Below are 16255 nucleotides of genomic sequence, written 5' to 3' on the forward strand. Positions count from 1 at the left end.
ACGCCTGAACCGGCCGGGGTGTCAGCCCGCGACCAGGCTCATGTCGCGGCGCGCCATCATGCGGTCGAACTCGGTCCAGACGCCGTCGGCGCCGTGCCAGTTTCCTTGCGTCGCCGCCTTGGAATATTCGGTAGCGCGGGCCTCGAAGAAGTTGGCGTGTTCAACGCCGCTGAGAAGCGACTGCAGCCACGGCAGCGGATTTTCCGTCACCCCATAGACTTCCGGCAGCTTCAGCTGACGCAGGCGCCAGTCGGCGATGAAGCGGATGTATTGTTTGATGTCGTCCGGCGTCATGCCCTGGACCGAGCCCATCTCGAAGGCCAGGTCGATGAACTTGTCCTCCATGTTCACCACCGTCTTGCAGCAGTCGACGATGTCGTCCGCGACCGACTTGGTGACGGCGCCCGTCTCCTTGTTGAAGGCGTGGTACAGCTTGATGATGCCTTCGCAGTGCAGGCTCTCGTCGCGCACCGACCAGGACACGATCTGGCCCATGCCCTTCATCTTGTTCTGGCGCGGGAAGTTCATCAGCATGGCGAAGCTGGCGAACAGCTGAACGCCCTCCGAGAAGCCGCCGAACATGGCCAGGGTCCGGCAGATGTCGGCGTCGGAATCCACGCCGAACTTGCCCATATAGTCGTGCTTGTCCCGCATGGCCTCGTATTCCATGAAGGACCCGAACTCACTCTCGGGCATGCCGATGGTTTCGAGCAGCAGGGCGTAGGCCGCGATATGGATGGTCTCCATATTGCCGAAGGCGGCCAGCATCATCTTCACCTCGGTCGGTTTGAACACCCGGCCGTAGCGCTCCATATAGTTGTCCTGAACCTCGATGTCCGCCTGGGTGAAGAAGCGGAAGATCTGGGTCAGCAGGTTGCGTTCGCCGTCGTTCAGGGTCGAGGCCCAGTCCTTGATGTCCTCGCCCAGCGGCACTTCTTCCGGCATCCAGTGGACCTGCTGCTGCTTCTTCCACATGTCGAACGCCCACGGATAGCGGAACGGCTTGTAGGCGGCCGACGGGGTCAGAAGACCGGCGCGCTCGGGGAGGATGATCGGAGTGATGGCGTTCATCGAACTGGACCTGAGGGCGATTCTGAAGATGCGTTCACCATGCGATTTGAAGACGTCGGCGCCAAGTCAAAATAGGTCTATGTTGCGATCACAATTTATCGCGACCGCTAGATGTTGTGTCCGTGCCGCACATTCTTGGGGACGGGCCTGGGGATGAAGCCGCACCCGAAGGCTCAGGCGGCTTGGGCGTCCAGGCGAGACGCGGCGGCGCTCAGCGTCTCGTCGATGGCGGCGTAGAGCTTGGCCTGGGTCACCGGCTTGGCCAGATGACCGTCCATCCCGGCGGACAGGCACCGTGCGGCGTCTTCGGGCATGGCCTCGGCGGTGACGGCCAGGATCGGCGTTCGGCTGGCGGGATCGGCCAGGGCGCGGATCGCACGGCTGGCGGCCAGACCATCCATCACGGGCATGCGCACATCCATCAGGATCAGATCGAAAGCCTCGGCCGAGGCGGCGTTCACCGCCTCGCGCCCATCGCAGGCCTCGGCGGTATCGCAATCGGCGGCCTGCAGCATGATGCGCAGCAGATCCCGATTGGCCGGGTGGTCGTCGACGATCAGCACCCGCATACGGCGGCTGTCCAGCGGCGCGCCGCCGTCCGTCTCTACGGGGGCCACGAGGGGCGCCTCGATCTCCACGGTGAAGGTCGAGCCCTGCCACTGGACGCTTTCGACGACGATGGTTCCGTTCAGGCGCTCGGCATGGCTCTTGGCCAGAGCCAGGCCGACGCCCGCCCCCTCATGCGCGCGGCTGGTGGAGGCGTCCGCCTGTTCGAACAGGCGGAACACGCCCGCCAGGGTTTCGGCGTCCATGCCGCAGCCGGTATCGGAAACGGCGATCCGCAGCCGGTCGTCGGTCCGATCGACCGTGACGGTCACGCCCCCGCGCGTCGTGAATTTCGAGGCGTTCAGCGTCAGATGATGCAGGATCTGGCGAAGCCGCCGCATGTCGGTCAGCACCCAGCCCTCGGCCTCCGGCGCGGTGTGCAGATCGAACGACAGGCTGCGGATCTCGGCCCACTCGCGCGCCGGCGCCACGGCGTCCTGGATCAGGGCGCGCAGATCGGCGGGCTTCAGCACGACCTCGTCGCCCCCGCGCGAAATTTCCAGCAAGTCCTCGACCAGACGCAGCATGGATTCGCCGCACTGGCGCACCGCATTGACCTGCCGATGGCCCTCGGCGTCCAGACTGGTCGAGCGCGACAACAGGTCGGCATAGCCGGTGACCCCTGTCAGGGGGGTGCGCATCTCATGGCTCATCAAGGCCAGGAAGCGCGACTTCGCCTCATCGGCGCGCTTGGCCCGGGCCAGGGCGTCCAGCGCCGCCGCCGTGCGCGCCCGCAGACGCGCCGTCAGACGCCGACGCTCGGTCGACAGGGTGGTGATGGGCAGGACCGACCCGACGACGCACAGCAGGAACAGATGAAACACATTCATCTGGCGCATCACTTCCGGCAGGGCCGCCAGAACCGGATCGGACGGCAGGCGGGTCAGCACGACCGGCCCATGCCCGCTCAGCGTGGCGGCGCCGCCAATGGCCGCGACCAGCACCACCGCGCAGGCGGTCGTGGGCGGGCACAGCCGGAAGGCCAGAAGGATCAGCGGCGGAAACACCGCGAACATCACCGGCGCCGACGACTGGGTGAAGACCCACAGCGTGACGCCGCCGACCAGCACCAGCAGGGCGGCCGCCTCCGTCATCGTGGCCTGGGCGTCTTCCCGGAAACGGTGATTGCGCGCCAGCAGCAGCAGGGACGGCGTGACGATCATCATCGCCAGCAGCTCCATGTCGAACAGGTGGTGCATCCGGAACGCCAGAGTTCCCGGCACCTTCCAGCTCATCAGCACAGCGACCGCGCCCGCCAGCAGGGTGCTGATCAAGACGGCCGGAACGGCGGCGAAGACGGCGAAACGGAACAGACGCCAAGGCCGGCGCATGTCCAGCGCGGCCCCGCAGACCCGGCGCGCCAACACGGCGGCGACGCAAACCTGCGTCAGGTTCAGGGCGACATTGGTGAACATCATCACGCCGGGATCGCCGCGCACGATGTTGCTGACCAGATTGACGGCGGCGCAGGCGAGCATGACTCCGATGGCCTGGCGACGATGAAGCTGAAGGACGGCGGCCAGAAGCACCGCATTGGCCGGCCACAGAACCGTGGCGCCGAAGGCATGCATGCTCCACTGGGCGACCGACAGGCATAGGGCGAACAGCGCCACATAGGCGTAGGGCGACGGTCCAGCCGCGCGGCCGGCCTCGTGACGGAAAAACCGCCAGCGCCCGCCTTCTGCGTTCACCCACTTCAGTCCCATGACGTAACGGTGACACGCAGGGGTTAAGGATCCTGTAGCGGCCGACCTAGGTAGGATTGCGGAACCGCCGTTCAGCGTCGCCGTTTACTCGCCCTTGCCAGCGAAGGGCCCCAGCCAATGTCAGACGTGATCGCCGAACCGACCTTCGAGCCGCCGGCGGACGCCCTGGCCTTCTATGAAGAGAGCCTGCGCCTGCTCAAAGAGAGCGGCATTCCCTTCCTGTTGTCGGGCACCTATGCGGTCACGGCCTACACCGGCATCCGTCGTCCGACCAAGGATTTGGACGTCTTCTGCAAGCCTGGCGACTACCCCCGCATCCTGGCCTTCTTCCAGAAGCACGGCTACCGCACCGACGTCGAGGACGAGCGCTGGATCGCCAAGGTCTGGAAGGACGAGAAACACTTCTTCGACGTCATCTTCGCCATGTCCAACGGCACCATCGCCGTGTCCGACAGCTGGTTCAGCGAGGACCGGATCACCGTCTATGGCCATCAGGTCCAGATCACCCCGCCCACAGCGCTGATCCTGTCCAAGGTCTTCATTCAGGACCGCTACCGCTATGACGGGGCCGATGTGAACCACGTCATCCTGAAACAGTCCGACGCCATCGACTGGAAGAGCCTGCTGGACCAGATGGACCTCTATTGGGAAGTGCTGGCCGCCCATCTGCTGAACTTCCGCTTCGCCTATCCGACCGAGCGCGACCGGATTCCGCGCTGGCTGATGGAAGAGCTGGTCCAGCGATTGACGGCCCAGATCGATCTGCCGGCGCCGCGTGTGAAGGTTTGTCGCGGCCGGCTGTTCAGCCCGCGCGACTATGTCGCCGACGTCGCCGAATGGGGCTTTGGCGACGTGGTGGGCAAGGGGTTGGAGGAACGCCACGACCCCGTCAACCTAGGCCACTGAAAGGTAAGCCGCCATGACCGACGCCGTCCCCGATCCCCAGACGACCCCACCCGGCCTGGAGCCCGGCCCCGCCAAGACGCTGCGCGTCGCCGCCGTCGGCGACCTTCATGTCGGCGAGACCACCGAGCATCGCTATCGCGACCTGTTCGAGCGGGTGTCGGACGACGCCGATGTCCTGTGCCTGTGCGGCGACCTGACCAACTACGGCAAGACGCCCGAGGTCGAGCGGCTGCTTGAGGATCTCAAGCTCTGCAAGATTCCGATGGTCGGCGTGCTGGGCAATCATGAGCACGAGTGCGGCCAGCCCGAGGTCGTCACCAAGATGCTGAACGACGCCGGGGTCAAGATGCTGACCGGCGAGGCCTATGAGATCGACGGCGTCGGCTTTGCGGGCGGCAAGGGGTTCGTGGGCGGCTTCGGCCGCTACATGCTCTCCTCGTTCGGGGAGGCCTCGATCAAGCGTTTCGTGCAGGAGGCGGTCGAGGACGCCAATCTGATCGAGAACTCGATCCGCATGCTGCGCACCGAACGCTCGGTCGTGCTGCTGCACTATGCGCCCGTGGTCGAGACGGTGATGGGTGAGCCGCCCGAAATCCACGCCTTCCTGGGTTCGTCGCGCCTGGCCGAGACCATCGACCGCTACGACAATGTCCGTCTGGTCGTTCACGGTCACGCCCATCGCGGCGGACCGGAGGGACGCACCACCAAGGGCACGCCCGTCTATAATGTCGCCCTGCCGGTGCTGAAGACTCTGGGCGACAAGCCTTATCGGGTCTTTGAAATCTAATCGGACTGTAGGAGGGTGCGGCCGGGGCTGGGATGCAGCCTCGTTCGGGGCCGCAAGCCGGCCCATCGTGGAGCTTCCGATGCGCCTTCTGTCTTCCGCCGCGGCCGTCGCCGTCCTGGCCCTGACCACCCCCGCCTTCGCCGCCGGCCAAGCCGCCGCCCCCGCCCCTGCGCCGCAGGCCGCTCCGGCGCCTGAACCGGCCGAAGAGGCGGACAGCCCCGAGGAAGCCGCCTTCGAAGCCAAGGCGGAAGCCTTCGGTCAGGTCATGGAGACGATGGCCAGCGAGATGCAGGCCGCCGCAGCCCAGGCCGACAAGACCAAGGCCAAGGCCGACCTGGACGCCATCCAAGCCAAATATCAGCCCCAGGTCGACGCCTTCGCCGAAGATGTCCAGACGTTCGCCGTCAGCAGCGGCCAGGCGACGCCCGAGCAGCTCGCGCCGGCGATTCAGCAGATTAAGGGCATCCCTGCTGATGTCCGAGGCAAGATCGACGCCGCCGCTGCGGCGGCCGCCGCAGCCCCGGCCCAACCGCAGTAAGCCGAGCCTTACCGCGATTTCACTTGAGACGGGGCGGCTGAGGGCGGAGTTTGCGCGGGTCATTCAACGGGAGCCGTCCCATGATCCGCCTGCTCAGCCTGACCGCCGCCCTGGCGCTCGCGCCCCTCTCCTCGGCCTTGGCGCAGACTCCCGCGTCTGCGCCTTCGCCCGTGCCGGCTTCCGCCGAAGCCGCTGAGGCCCGCATGGAAGCCGCCGTCGAGGCTTTCGAAGCGCGCATGGAGACCTTTGGCGAACGCGCCGAGGCGATTTCCGAAGACGAAAGCCTGAGCGAGGCCGAACGCGGCCGTCGCATCGCCGCCCTGTGGTCGGACTATGCGCCCGACGTCGCCGCCTTCACCGCCGAGACGACGAAACACGCCACCGAAATGGCCGCCCAGGCCCTGAAGGACATCGACGTCGACGCCATTGTCGCTGAGGCGCTGAATGACCCCGAGGTCAAACAGGCGATGGAAGAGGGGATGCAGAAGGGCGTCGTCACCGCAGAAGGCATCGCCCGCAACAGCGCCTGGACCAATCCGACGCCCGAGCAGATGGAGACCTACAGCCTGCTCGCCCAATACGCCCTGGACCAGGCCGCCGACGCCGTCGTCGAGGAGGGCGTCGAAGCGCCCGAGGCCCCGGAAGCGCCCGAACCGCCGGCGCCGCCGGCCCGTCCGGCCGCCTAACGTCTTTATCTCCTCCCCATGCAATGGGGAGGGGGACCGCGCAGCGGTGGAGGGGCTCTTGTAATCGCCCGGATGCGTACTGGCGGTGAAGAACCCCTCCGTCACGGCGCGAAGATGCGCCGCGCCACCTCCCCGCGACGCGGGGAGGAGACAGAGCGCCTTGACCGCGACAGACTAAGCAGCGACATCGCGCCGCATGCCCGCCTTGCCCGTCGATCCGCACCTCTATTCGACCTTCCTCGGCGTCATGGCGGTGATGGCGATCACGCCCGGCCCGGCCAATCTGTTCGCCGTCGCGACCGGCGTTGAAAAGGGCCGCGCCTCGGCCCTGATCGGCGTGCTGGGCATGAACGCCGCGACGCTGGTGTGGTTCGGCGCGGCGGCCCTCGGTCTCGGCGCCTTGGTCAAGGCCTTCCCCGCCGCCTTCAAGGTCATCGCCGTGCTGGGCGCGCTCTATGTCGCCTGGCTGGGGATCAAGGCGCTGCGCGGCGCCTTCGCCACCGCCGCCGATCCCGACGAGGTCGTCGTCAAGAAAGGCCGCAGCGCCCTGATCGACGGGTTCGCCGTCCAGATCGCCAATCCCAAGGCCATCCTGTTTTTCACAGCCGTCCTGCCGCCCTTCATCGACGTGAACCGCCCGGTCGCGCCGCAGATGGCGATGTTCGCCATGGCGGCCATCGGCATGGATATGGTGTCGATGAGCACCTACGCCCTGTCCGGCGCCGCCTTGTCGCGCCGCATGCAGCAACCGCGCTTTCGAAATGGCTTCGGCGTCTTCGTCGGCCTGCTGCTGATGGTCGCCGCCGTGCTGATCGTTCTTCGGCTCTAGACGCCGCGACGCTTCGTCATACAGTGGTCGGGAACGCCTTCGTTCATGCTCCGTTCAGCCGTCAGAGCGCCCGAATGGGCGATCAAGGAGTTTGATGTCATGAAAACCCTCCCCCTGAAGACCCTGGCGGTGACCGTCGCCGCCGGTCTGGCCCTGGCGGCCTGCGCCACCGCCACTCCGTATCAACCCGCAGGCTTCAACGGCCAGCGTGGCGGCTATGCCGAGCAGCGCCTGGAGAACAATCGTTTCCGGGTCAGCTTCTCGGGCAACTCGCTGACCTCGCGCGAGCAGGTCGAACAGTCGCTGCTGCTGCGTTCGGCCGAACTGACGGTCGAGAGCGGCTATGACTGGTTCTCCACCGTCAACCGCGCCACCGACCGCGACACCCGCTTCGTCGGCACGCCCGATCCGTTCTATTCGGGCTATAACCGCTTCTACAGCCCCTACTGGGGTCCGTCGTGGCGCTACTACCGCAGCGGCTTCTGGAGCCCGTGGGACCGTTACGGCCCGTGGGGCGTCAATGACTTCGACGTCCGCCAGGTCGACCGCTTCGAGGCCAACGCCGAAATCGTCCTGGGTCGCGGCCCCAAACCCGCCAACGACCCCAACGCCTTCGACGCCCGCGAGGTGATCCAGAACCTGGGCCCGCAGGTCACCCGCCCGGCGGCCTGATGATAAAAGCCCCTCTCCACGGCGTGGAGAGGGGCTTTTTCCTTTCATCCCACCCGCGGCGACTTCAGCCGGCGCTTGTTGGAATGGGTCGCGGGCGCCGTGCCCAGATCTTCCGGCACCTCGCCCTTGAAATAGTAGCGCTGCCAGGCCTCCTTGGCCGCATCCGGATCGCCTCCGGCCAGACGCTGGTTGAAGTCGGTGCGGGCGCGGTTCCAGGCCTCGAACTGACCCTTCATCACCGGGTTGGATTCCAGCGTGCGGATGATCGGCTGGAACTGCTCGACCTTCTTGTGCTCGATCAGATTGATGAAGCAGAAGGGCTCGCCCTTCTCGAAGGTGATCCGCCCCGGTCGGGTGAAGATCCAGTTCATCGTGAAGGGGAAGGGCAGCCAGTCCGTCTCGATCAGGCCGACCAGCGGCTGGATGCCGTCCTTCACATGGTTGGGCGACCCCGAGCACATCATCCCCCAGCCAGGCGGCGTGCGGAACAGATATTGCGGATGCATGGTCAGCACCCCGCGCGAGAAGTGCGAGGTGACGAAATGGGCCAGATCGTGCTGGGGCCGATCCGGCGTGATGACGATGTCCTCCTGGCGCGGACCGCCGTTCCACTCGGCCGAGAAGCCGAACGGGCATAGGATTTCCCACCCCGTCGTGTTGGCCATGTTCAGCGGCAGACAGCGATAGGGGTGGCGGCTGATGAAGGCGTCCATCCAGTTGCGCGACTGGCGGCCGGGCACCAGGTCCGGCGGCCGGGCCGTCATCGGATAGCATTCCAGTTCCAGCGGGCGCGTGTTGACGGTATCGACCATGACCATTTCCTAACGCCCGAAACCCGACGGCTCAACCATGACTGACGCACCCGCTTTCGACCGCGAGACCCTGACCGTCTGGCTGAAGGCGAACGGCGTCGATCACCTCACCCACGACCACCCGGCCGTCTTTCGGGTCGAGGAAGGGCTGGACTTCAAGGCCGACCTGCCCGGCGCCCACACCAAGAACCTGTTCCTCAAGGATCACAAAGGCCGGCTGTGGCTGATCTCGGCGCGTCAGGACACGGTGATCGACCTGAAACGCGCCGCCGCCGTCATGGGGTCGGGCCGCCTGTCGTTCGGCAACGAGACGCTGATGTGGGAAACGCTGGGCGTCCGCCCCGGCTCGGTCACGGCGCTGGGCCTGATCAACGACATCGACCGCCGCGTCACCTTCGTGCTGGACCGCCGCCTGTGGGACGCCGACATCGTCAACTTCCACCCCCTTACCAATACGGCGACCACCGCCCTGGATCAGTCGGCCTTCCGGCGGGTGCTGGCGCTGCTGGGGCGGGAGCCGATCGTGGTGGATTTCGGGGCTTTGGACTGATCGAGAACGCCATTGGCGTCACCGCAACCCCACTTTCGATAAACGCCGCCGCTCGCTAATGTAATCCATATGTTCGGTCTGATCTTATCTCGTTCTTGCGTAGTGGCGATGGCTCTCATGTTCGCAGGAGCAGCTGTTGGGCAAGACATCGAGGACTCGACGGTAACCGCTTCCAACGGCGTTTTGGTCAGCGTCAAAACCATAGCACGTGCCGAACGCCGGGAAATCTACTCTCCAGTGGTGGAGGGTGACAGCACCGATATCTACGCAGGGCGTATCGACATTAGCGGGGCTTCAGGTGCTCTGTTTATCCAAGGCTCCGCCTATTATCGGGGACGAGCTCACCTGTACGACAGAGCCGCGTTTTTGAACGGGGAGTTGGCGGCGTTTAAGCGGGGACCAGTCATGGTTCGGGAATGCACTTCCAGGCCCGACGCCCCCCAATCCGAGTGTTTATGGAGCGAGGATTTCACGGTGACTGTTACATTAGATGAGGTCGTTGATCATTCAAATGGCGGAATGCTCGAGGTCGAACTCTCGGGTGGCCCCACTCTGGAAAAAACCAAGCTCTCGATACCGGTGGATCATATTTACGCAGTCGCTGAAGTCGCTGACGCGCACTGATCGCCAAGTCAGCTTCTCATCCTCAGCACCAGCGCTTCGCGTCGTCTTGACGATCCACGTCGTCGCCCCATCTTGCCAATCCTGAAGTGAACGTTGGTACGACGGCGAGGAAATTCAGAGCAATTAGACGAATTAGACGGTGTTTTTCACGACTGCCTTCTGAAATCCCGGCGTGACCTTTTCCCGGCTTGATGCCGACGCATCTCGACGCCATCTGAACCGTTGAACCTGACTGATCTTTCTGCGCGGACTTCGCCCATGACCCTGCTCGACCCGACCCTGACCCCCGACGCCGCCGGCGACCTGATCAATGAAGGCACCGACGCCTCCTTCATGACCGACGTCATCGAGGCGTCAAAACATCAGCCGGTCATCGTCGACTTCTGGGCCACCTGGTGCGGGCCGTGCCGGACCTTGGGCCCGGCGCTGGAGAAGGCCGTGCGCGCCGCCAAGGGAGCGGTGAAGATGGTCAAGATCGATGTGGACGCCAATCCGGCCTATGCGGGCCAGCTGCGGGTGCAGTCGATCCCCACCGTTTATGCTTTCGTGGACGGCCAGCCGGTCGACGGCTTCCAGGGCGCGATCCCCGACAGCCAGATCAAGGCCTTCATCGACAAGCTGACCGGCGGTCAGGGCGGCTCGACCGAGACGGCGCAGCTGCTGGAGCTGGGCGAGGAATCGCTGGGCCTGAACGACTTCGGCGGCGCGGCCCAGGCCTTCGCCCACGTTCTGTCGATCGAGCCTGAGAACGAGAAGGCCATCGCCGGCATGGCGCGGGTTTATCTGGCGGGCGGCGACCCCGAACAGGCGGCACAGACCATCGCCATGGCGCCGCAGGATTCCAAGGAGCCGACGGTCCAGAGCGTGCGCGCCCAGCTGGCCCTGGCGTCCAAGGCGCCCACCGGCGATTTGGCCGGCGCCTCGGCCGAACTTGAGGCCAAGGTCGCCGCCGATCCGAACGATCATCAGGCGCGCTTTGATTTGGCCGAGGCCCAGAGCGCGGCCGGCGACTTCAAGGGCGCGGTCGACAATCTGCTGGCCATCATCCAGGCCGACCGCGAGTGGAACGATCAGGCGGCCCGCAAACAGTTGTTGGTCATCTTCGAGGCGGCGGGCCTGACCTCGGACGTGTCCAAGGATGGCCGTCGCCGCCTGTCGTCCATTCTGTTTTCGTAAGCGCGAAACCACCGGCCTCAAGTAGCCCGAAGGGCGATAGGCCAAGGAGAAAAGATGCCCCAGGGTTACGTTCGCGCCCTCGACCTGCCCCAGGTGATCCCGGTGTTCCCGCTGGGCGGGACCATCCTGCTGCCGCGCGGACAGCTGCCGCTGAACATCTTCGAGCCGCGCTATCTGAACATGGTGGACGACGCCATGGCCGGCGACCGGATCATCGGTCTGGTCCAGCCCAAGGGCGGCACGCCGGCCCTGCCCGGCCTGTCGCCCGTCGGCTGCGCGGGTCGGATCACCAGTTTCGCCGAGACCTCCGACGGGCGCTATCTGATCACCCTGACCGGCGTGTCGCGTTTCCGCATCGCCGCCGAGATGCCGTCCAAGACTCCCTACCGCCAGGTTCGCGCGGCGTTCGAGGCCTATGAGGACGATCTCGTCTCCCCGCCCGAGGAGCCGGACTTCGACAGGGACGCCTTCCTCGACGCCCTGCGCGCCTATATGGCCCACCGGCTCCTGGACATCGATTGGGAGACGGCCGAGACCGCGCCGATGGAGGCCCTGGTCAACAGCCTGTCGATGGCCCTGCCGTTCGAACCCGCCGAGAAGCAGGCTCTGCTAGAGGCCATAGGCCTGATGCCCCGCGCCGAGGCCCTGACCGCCCTGATGCGCATCGACGCCGCCGACGGCGGTGACGACGCCGCGCCGTCCATGCAATAAGCGGCCACGCTTTCAGGAATCCGCCATGAGTGACGCCTTCAACACCCCTGTTTCCGTCGATCCCCGCCTGCTCGAAGTGCTGGTCTGTCCGGTCACGCGGGGCAAACTGACCTACGACCGCGACGCCAACGAGTTGATCTCGGCGGGCGCCAAACTGGCCTATCCGATCCGCGAGGGCGTGCCGATCATGCTGGCCGAAGAAGCGCGTCAGCTCGACTGAGCGCCGCACCGACACCGAACATCCACTGGCCCGGAGCGCGGCGCGCTCAACGGGCCTCAAGTAGCGCGACGCGCGATAGGCCCAAGAACAATGACCCTCAGAGTCGCCATCCAGATGGACCCGATCGAGGCCGTCGACATCGCCGGGGACACCACCTTCCTGATGGCCGAGACGGCTCAGGCGCGCGGTCACAAACAGTGGGTCTATGACTTCCGCACCCTGGCGCTGGAAGAGGGCCGGCTCTACTGCCGCGCCCGCTCGATCACCGTGCGGCGCGAGGTCGGCAACCACGTCGACTTCGGCTACTGGGAAAAGCTGGATTTGGCCGAGGACGTGGACGTGATCCTGATGCGCCAGGACCCGCCGTTCGACATGGCCTATGTGACCGCCACCTATCTGCTGGAGACGGTCCATCCCCGGACCCTGGTGGTCAACGACCCGGCCCAGGTGCGGTCGGCCCCCGAAAAGCTGATGGTCACCGCCTTCCCCGGCCTGCAACCGCCGACCCTGATCTCGGCCGACCCCGTCGCCCTGGACGCCTTCCATAAGAAGCACGGCGAGGTGGTTCTGAAGCCTCTGCACGGCAACGGCGGCTCGGGCGTCATCAAGCTGCGCGCCGACGACCCCAACCTGGACGCCCTGATCGAGATCCATGCCGCCGGCAGCCGCGATCCGCTGGTGATCCAGAAGTTCATTCCCGCCGTGTCCAAGGGCGACAAGCGCATCCTTCTGATCGATGGAGAGCCCGTCGGCGCCATCAACCGCGTGCCGGCGGCGGGCGCGGTGCGGTCGAACCTGCACGTCGGCGGCACAGCCATGCCGGTCGAGCTGACGCCGCGCGACCTGGAAATCTGCGCCGCCATCGGCCCGACGCTGAGGGAACGCGGCCTGATCTTCGTCGGCATCGACGTGATCGGCGACTATCTGACCGAGATCAACGTCACCTCCCCCACCGGCGCCCAGCAGTTGAAGGCCTTCACCGGCATCGACGCCACGGCCCTGATGTGGGACGCCATCGAAGCCAAACGCGCCGCACAGGTTGCGTGATCGCCACTTGAATTAGATTTCGGTTCATGGTTCGTTCTCTTGCTCAGGTGGGAGAACGGCATGGTCGCGCGGGTTGTCACGGTCGCCTTTGACGGGGTTGAGGCCCGACGCGTGGACGTCGAGGTCCAGTTGATCGGCGCCGACGGGCCGACGATCTTCAACATCGTGGGCCTGCCGGACAAGGCGGTGGCCGAAAGCAAGGAGCGGGTGCGCGGGGCCTTCGCCGGCATCGGTCTGGCCCTGCCCGCCAAGCGGATCATCGCCAACCTGGCGCCGGCCGACCTGCCCAAGGAGGGCAGCCACTTCGACCTGCCCATCGCCCTGGCTTTGATGGCGGCCATGGGGGTGATCGCGCCCGATGCGCTCGACGGCTGGGCCGCCATCGGCGAGCTGGGGCTGGACGGCCAGATCGCGCGGGTCGGGGGCGCCCTGCCCGCCGCCGTCGCCGCCGACGCGATGGGCCTGGGCCTGATCTGCCCCGAAGCGACGGGACCGGAGGCGGCCTGGGCCGGCGGTGCCCGCATCCTCGCGCCGCGCTCTCTGATCAGCCTGGTCAACCATTTCAAGGGAACCCAGGTTCTGCGCGCGCCCGAGCCCGGACCGCTGGCGGACGGCAAGGCTGTGCCCGACCTGCGCGAGGTCAAGGGTCAGGAAAGCGCCAAGCGCGCGCTGGAGATCGCGGCGGCCGGCGGCCACAACCTGCTCTTCATCGGCCCGCCGGGGTCGGGAAAGTCGATGATGGCGCAGCGCCTGCCCGGCCTCTTGCCGCCCCTGACCCCGCAGGAGTTGCTGGAGACCTCGATGGTCTGGTCGGTCGCCGGCCTGATCGAACGCGGCGCCCTGACCCGCGATCGCCCGTTCCGCAGCCCGCACCATTCCGCCTCGATGGCGGCTCTGACCGGCGGCGGTCTGCGCGCCAAGCCCGGCGAGGCCTCGCTGGCGCACAATGGCGTGCTGTTCCTGGACGAGCTGCCGGAATACTCGGCCCAAGCCCTGGACTCGCTGCGGGCGCCGCTGGAGACGGGCGAAATCGTCGTCGCCCGCGCTAACGCCCACATACGCTATCCCGCGCGGTTCCAGCTCGTTGCGGCGATGAACCCCTGCCGCTGCGGCATGGGCGGGGCCGGACGCGGGGCGTGCGGCAAGGCTCCGCGTTGCCAGCGCGACTATCAGAACCGCGTCTCCGGCCCGATGTTCGACCGCATCGACCTGACGGTGGAGACCCCGCCGGTCACCGCCGCCGACATGGCCTTGCCCCCGCCCGCCGAGGGCACGGCCGAGGCCCGGGCGCGCGTCGCGACCGCCCGCGCCATGCAGGAGGACCGGGTGCGCGAGGCCGGGCTGGACGCCGCCCAAGGCCTGAACGCCCGCGCCTCCGGCGGCACTCTGGATCGGTTCGCCACGCCGGACGAGGCGGGCCGGATGCTGCTGATGCGGGCGGGCGAGGCCGGCGGCCTGACCGCGCGCGGCTGGACCCGCACCCTGCGCCTGGCCCGCACCATCGCCGACCTGGACGGCTGCACCGGCGTTCTGCGCCGCCACATCGCCGAGGCCCTGATCTACCGCCGCACCACCATCGGCGCCGAGGCGGACTTCGACCGCCGCGTGGCGCAGCGCCATGAAGGCTTCGGCCTGCGCGAGGGCGACGACGAGCAGACGCCCTTCCTGCACGCGTGAGGCGCCCGCGTCATGGTGGAGACATCCTTAACCGTCGACCTTTAGGCTCCGTCTCGTTGGGGAGACGGCCATGACGCGACGGACGGCGACGAAGCGGATCGAGGAGCGGACGAGCGCGCCTGTCGACCCCGCCCAGCAGTTCCTGCGGCTGATGAGCCATGAGATGCGCACGCCGCTGAACGGCGTCATCGGCATGATCAACCTGTTGCAGCGGACCCGGCTGGACGGCGCCCAGCGCGCCTATGCCGAGAACGCGCGTCAGTCGGCCGAACATCTGCTGGGTCTGGTCAATGATCTGCTGGACTATGCGCGGCTGGAGGCCGGGGCGCTGGAGTTCGACCTGGCGCCGGTCGATCTGGAAGGGCTGGTGCGCGGCGTCGCCGAACTTCTCAGCCCGCGCGCCCACGACAAGGGCCTGGAGATCGTCTGGTCGGTGGCCGCCGACGCGCCCGATGTCCTGGCCGACGAGGGCCGGCTGCGTCAGGTTTTGTTCAACCTCGCCGGCAACGCCGTGAAGTTCACCGAGACCGGCGGCGTGCGGATCACAGTCGAACGCGCCGGCGGCAGCGCGGCCCGCCCGCGCCTGGCCTTCCTGGTCGACGACACCGGGCCGGGCGTCGCGCCCGAGGCCCGCGCGCGCATTTTCGAGGAGTTCGGCCATGCCGATTCCTCCGACGCCGTGCGGCATGACGGCGCCGGCCTGGGGCTGGCGGTCGTGCGCAAACTGGCCGCCGCCATGGAGGGCTCGGTGCGGGTCGAGGACCGGCCCGACGGCGCCACATCCGGCAGGGGCGCCCGCTTCCGCTTCGAGGCTGCCTTCGCCGCCGTCGCCGTGGCGCGGGACAAGCCGCTGCGAAATCATAAGGTCTCGGTGCGCTCGCCCGACCCCTTCGTCCAGTCCGCCGCCAGCGCCCAGATCGAGGCCTCTGGCGGCACGATCGCCGACCAGGCGCCGGTGACCCTGATCGATCACGCCGGCGCCTCGACGGGAAGCCTGGCCGCCCTGCCCGCCACCGGCCGTGGAATCGTCCTTCTGAAACCGTCGGAGCGCGATCTGATCGCGCGGTATCGGTCCGCCGGCTTCCACGGCTATCTGATCAAGCCCCTGCGTCGCGCCTCCCTGGCCGAACGGGTCCTGGCGGCCATCGGCGCCGAGACGGGCGACAGAAGCGCCGCTCCCGTCGCGGCCCATGTCGAGGACGACCGCGTCGCACCCGTGCAGTTCGCCGGCATTCGCGTGCTGTTGGCCGAAGACAATCCGGTCGGCGCGCTTCTGGCCCGCACCCTGCTGCGTCGCGAAGGCTGCACCGTCGAGACCGCCGCCACCGGCGACGAGGCCGTCGCGGCCCTCAAGCGCGCACGCTACGATGTTGTCTTCATGGACATGCGGATGCCCGGCATGGACGGTCCCGCCGCCGCCCGCGCCATCCGCGCGGCGGGCGACACGACGCCGATCCTGGCCCTGACCGCCAACGCCTTCGCCGAGGACCGACGCGCCTGCCTGGAAGCCGGCATGGACGACCATATCGTCAAGCCGCTGGACGCCGAGGCCCTGCGCGCCGCGCTCGCCCGCTGGACGAAGCGCGACATCCGCGCCAAGGTCGGCTGAGTTACAGGCGCCCGCGTTTCCGGCCGCC

Annotated in this window: 17 protein-coding genes; 14 read left to right on the top strand and 3 right to left on the bottom strand. The window is 67.1% G+C overall.

Annotated features, from left to right (window positions below; genetic code table 11):
* Positions 1–21 precede the first annotated feature (21 nt).
* Together ASF31_RS10825 and ASF31_RS10830 are read right to left on the bottom strand one after the other, a co-directional pair.
* Positions 22–1071, bottom strand: coding sequence for a ribonucleotide-diphosphate reductase subunit beta (locus ASF31_RS10825; protein WP_055754647.1), 1050 nt, complete (start codon positions 1069–1071; stop codon positions 22–24).
* A gap of 173 nt (positions 1072–1244) precedes the next feature.
* Entirely contained in the window at positions 1245–3383 is a 2139-nt protein-coding gene (locus ASF31_RS10830) for a response regulator (protein WP_055754648.1), read from the bottom strand.
* Between the two features lie 117 nt (positions 3384–3500).
* Here ASF31_RS10830 and ASF31_RS10835 point away from each other — a divergent pair, with 117 nt between their 5' ends.
* The 6 genes from ASF31_RS10835 to ASF31_RS10860 all read left to right on the top strand — a co-directional run bounded on the left by ASF31_RS10835 (position 3501) and on the right by ASF31_RS10860 (position 7801).
* Entirely contained in the window at positions 3501–4289 is a 789-nt protein-coding gene (locus tag ASF31_RS10835; RefSeq protein WP_055754649.1) for a nucleotidyltransferase family protein, read from the top strand.
* Between the two features lie 13 nt (positions 4290–4302).
* Positions 4303–5076: a metallophosphoesterase gene (locus ASF31_RS10840; RefSeq protein ID WP_200918619.1), complete on the top strand. Its 774-nt coding sequence runs from the start codon at positions 4303–4305 to the stop codon at positions 5074–5076.
* 79 nt (positions 5077–5155) lie between these two features.
* Complete coding sequence (locus ASF31_RS10845; protein ID WP_055754650.1) at positions 5156–5614, top strand: hypothetical protein; 459 nt, start codon at positions 5156–5158, stop codon at positions 5612–5614.
* Between the two features lie 80 nt (positions 5615–5694).
* The gene (locus ASF31_RS10850) at positions 5695–6300 is read left to right on the top strand and encodes a hypothetical protein (RefSeq protein ID WP_055754651.1); all 606 of its coding nucleotides are present in this window, start codon (positions 5695–5697) and stop codon (positions 6298–6300) included.
* A gap of 196 nt (positions 6301–6496) precedes the next feature.
* Entirely contained in the window at positions 6497–7129 is a 633-nt protein-coding gene (locus tag ASF31_RS10855) for a LysE family translocator (protein WP_055754652.1), read from the top strand.
* Between the two features lie 99 nt (positions 7130–7228).
* Complete coding sequence (locus ASF31_RS10860; RefSeq protein ID WP_026108394.1) at positions 7229–7801, top strand: hypothetical protein; 573 nt, start codon at positions 7229–7231, stop codon at positions 7799–7801.
* 44 nt (positions 7802–7845) lie between these two features.
* Here the strand turns inward: ASF31_RS10860 and ASF31_RS10865 are convergent, their stop codons facing one another.
* A complete protein-coding gene (locus ASF31_RS10865; RefSeq protein WP_156146787.1) occupies positions 7846–8613 on the bottom strand; it encodes a DUF6065 family protein in 768 nt (255 codons plus the stop codon).
* 37 nt (positions 8614–8650) lie between these two features.
* Between ASF31_RS10865 and ASF31_RS10870 the strand changes: the two genes are divergently transcribed.
* The 8 genes from ASF31_RS10870 (at position 8651) to ASF31_RS10905 (ending at position 16227) form a co-directional block, all read left to right on the top strand.
* Positions 8651–9163 (top strand): prolyl-tRNA synthetase associated domain-containing protein, encoded by a 513-nt coding sequence (locus ASF31_RS10870; protein ID WP_055754653.1) that lies wholly within the window; start codon positions 8651–8653, stop codon positions 9161–9163.
* 69 nt (positions 9164–9232) lie between these two features.
* Entirely contained in the window at positions 9233–9787 is a 555-nt protein-coding gene (locus ASF31_RS10875; protein ID WP_055754654.1) for a hypothetical protein, read from the top strand.
* 258 nt (positions 9788–10045) lie between these two features.
* On the top strand, positions 10046–10963 hold the full coding sequence (locus ASF31_RS10880; RefSeq protein WP_055754655.1) for a co-chaperone YbbN: 918 nt from the start codon (positions 10046–10048) through the stop codon (positions 10961–10963).
* A 54-nt stretch (positions 10964–11017) separates the two neighbouring features.
* Positions 11018–11674, top strand: coding sequence for an LON peptidase substrate-binding domain-containing protein (locus ASF31_RS10885; protein ID WP_055754656.1), 657 nt, complete (start codon positions 11018–11020; stop codon positions 11672–11674).
* 25 nt (positions 11675–11699) lie between these two features.
* Positions 11700–11894, top strand: coding sequence for a Trm112 family protein (locus ASF31_RS10890; RefSeq protein WP_055754657.1), 195 nt, complete (start codon positions 11700–11702; stop codon positions 11892–11894).
* Positions 11895–11984: 90 nt separating this feature from the next.
* Complete coding sequence (gene gshB / locus ASF31_RS10895; RefSeq protein WP_055754658.1) at positions 11985–12941, top strand: glutathione synthase; 957 nt, start codon at positions 11985–11987, stop codon at positions 12939–12941.
* A gap of 60 nt (positions 12942–13001) precedes the next feature.
* Positions 13002–14618: a YifB family Mg chelatase-like AAA ATPase gene (locus ASF31_RS10900; protein WP_055754659.1), complete on the top strand. Its 1617-nt coding sequence runs from the start codon at positions 13002–13004 to the stop codon at positions 14616–14618.
* Positions 14619–14688: 70 nt separating this feature from the next.
* Positions 14689–16227, top strand: coding sequence for a response regulator (locus tag ASF31_RS10905; RefSeq protein WP_055754660.1), 1539 nt, complete (start codon positions 14689–14691; stop codon positions 16225–16227).
* The last annotated feature ends 28 nt before the right edge of the window (positions 16228–16255 follow it).

The sequence above is a fragment of the Brevundimonas sp. Leaf280 genome, assembly GCF_001422455.1.
Classification (GTDB): Bacteria; Pseudomonadota; Alphaproteobacteria; order Caulobacterales; family Caulobacteraceae; genus Brevundimonas.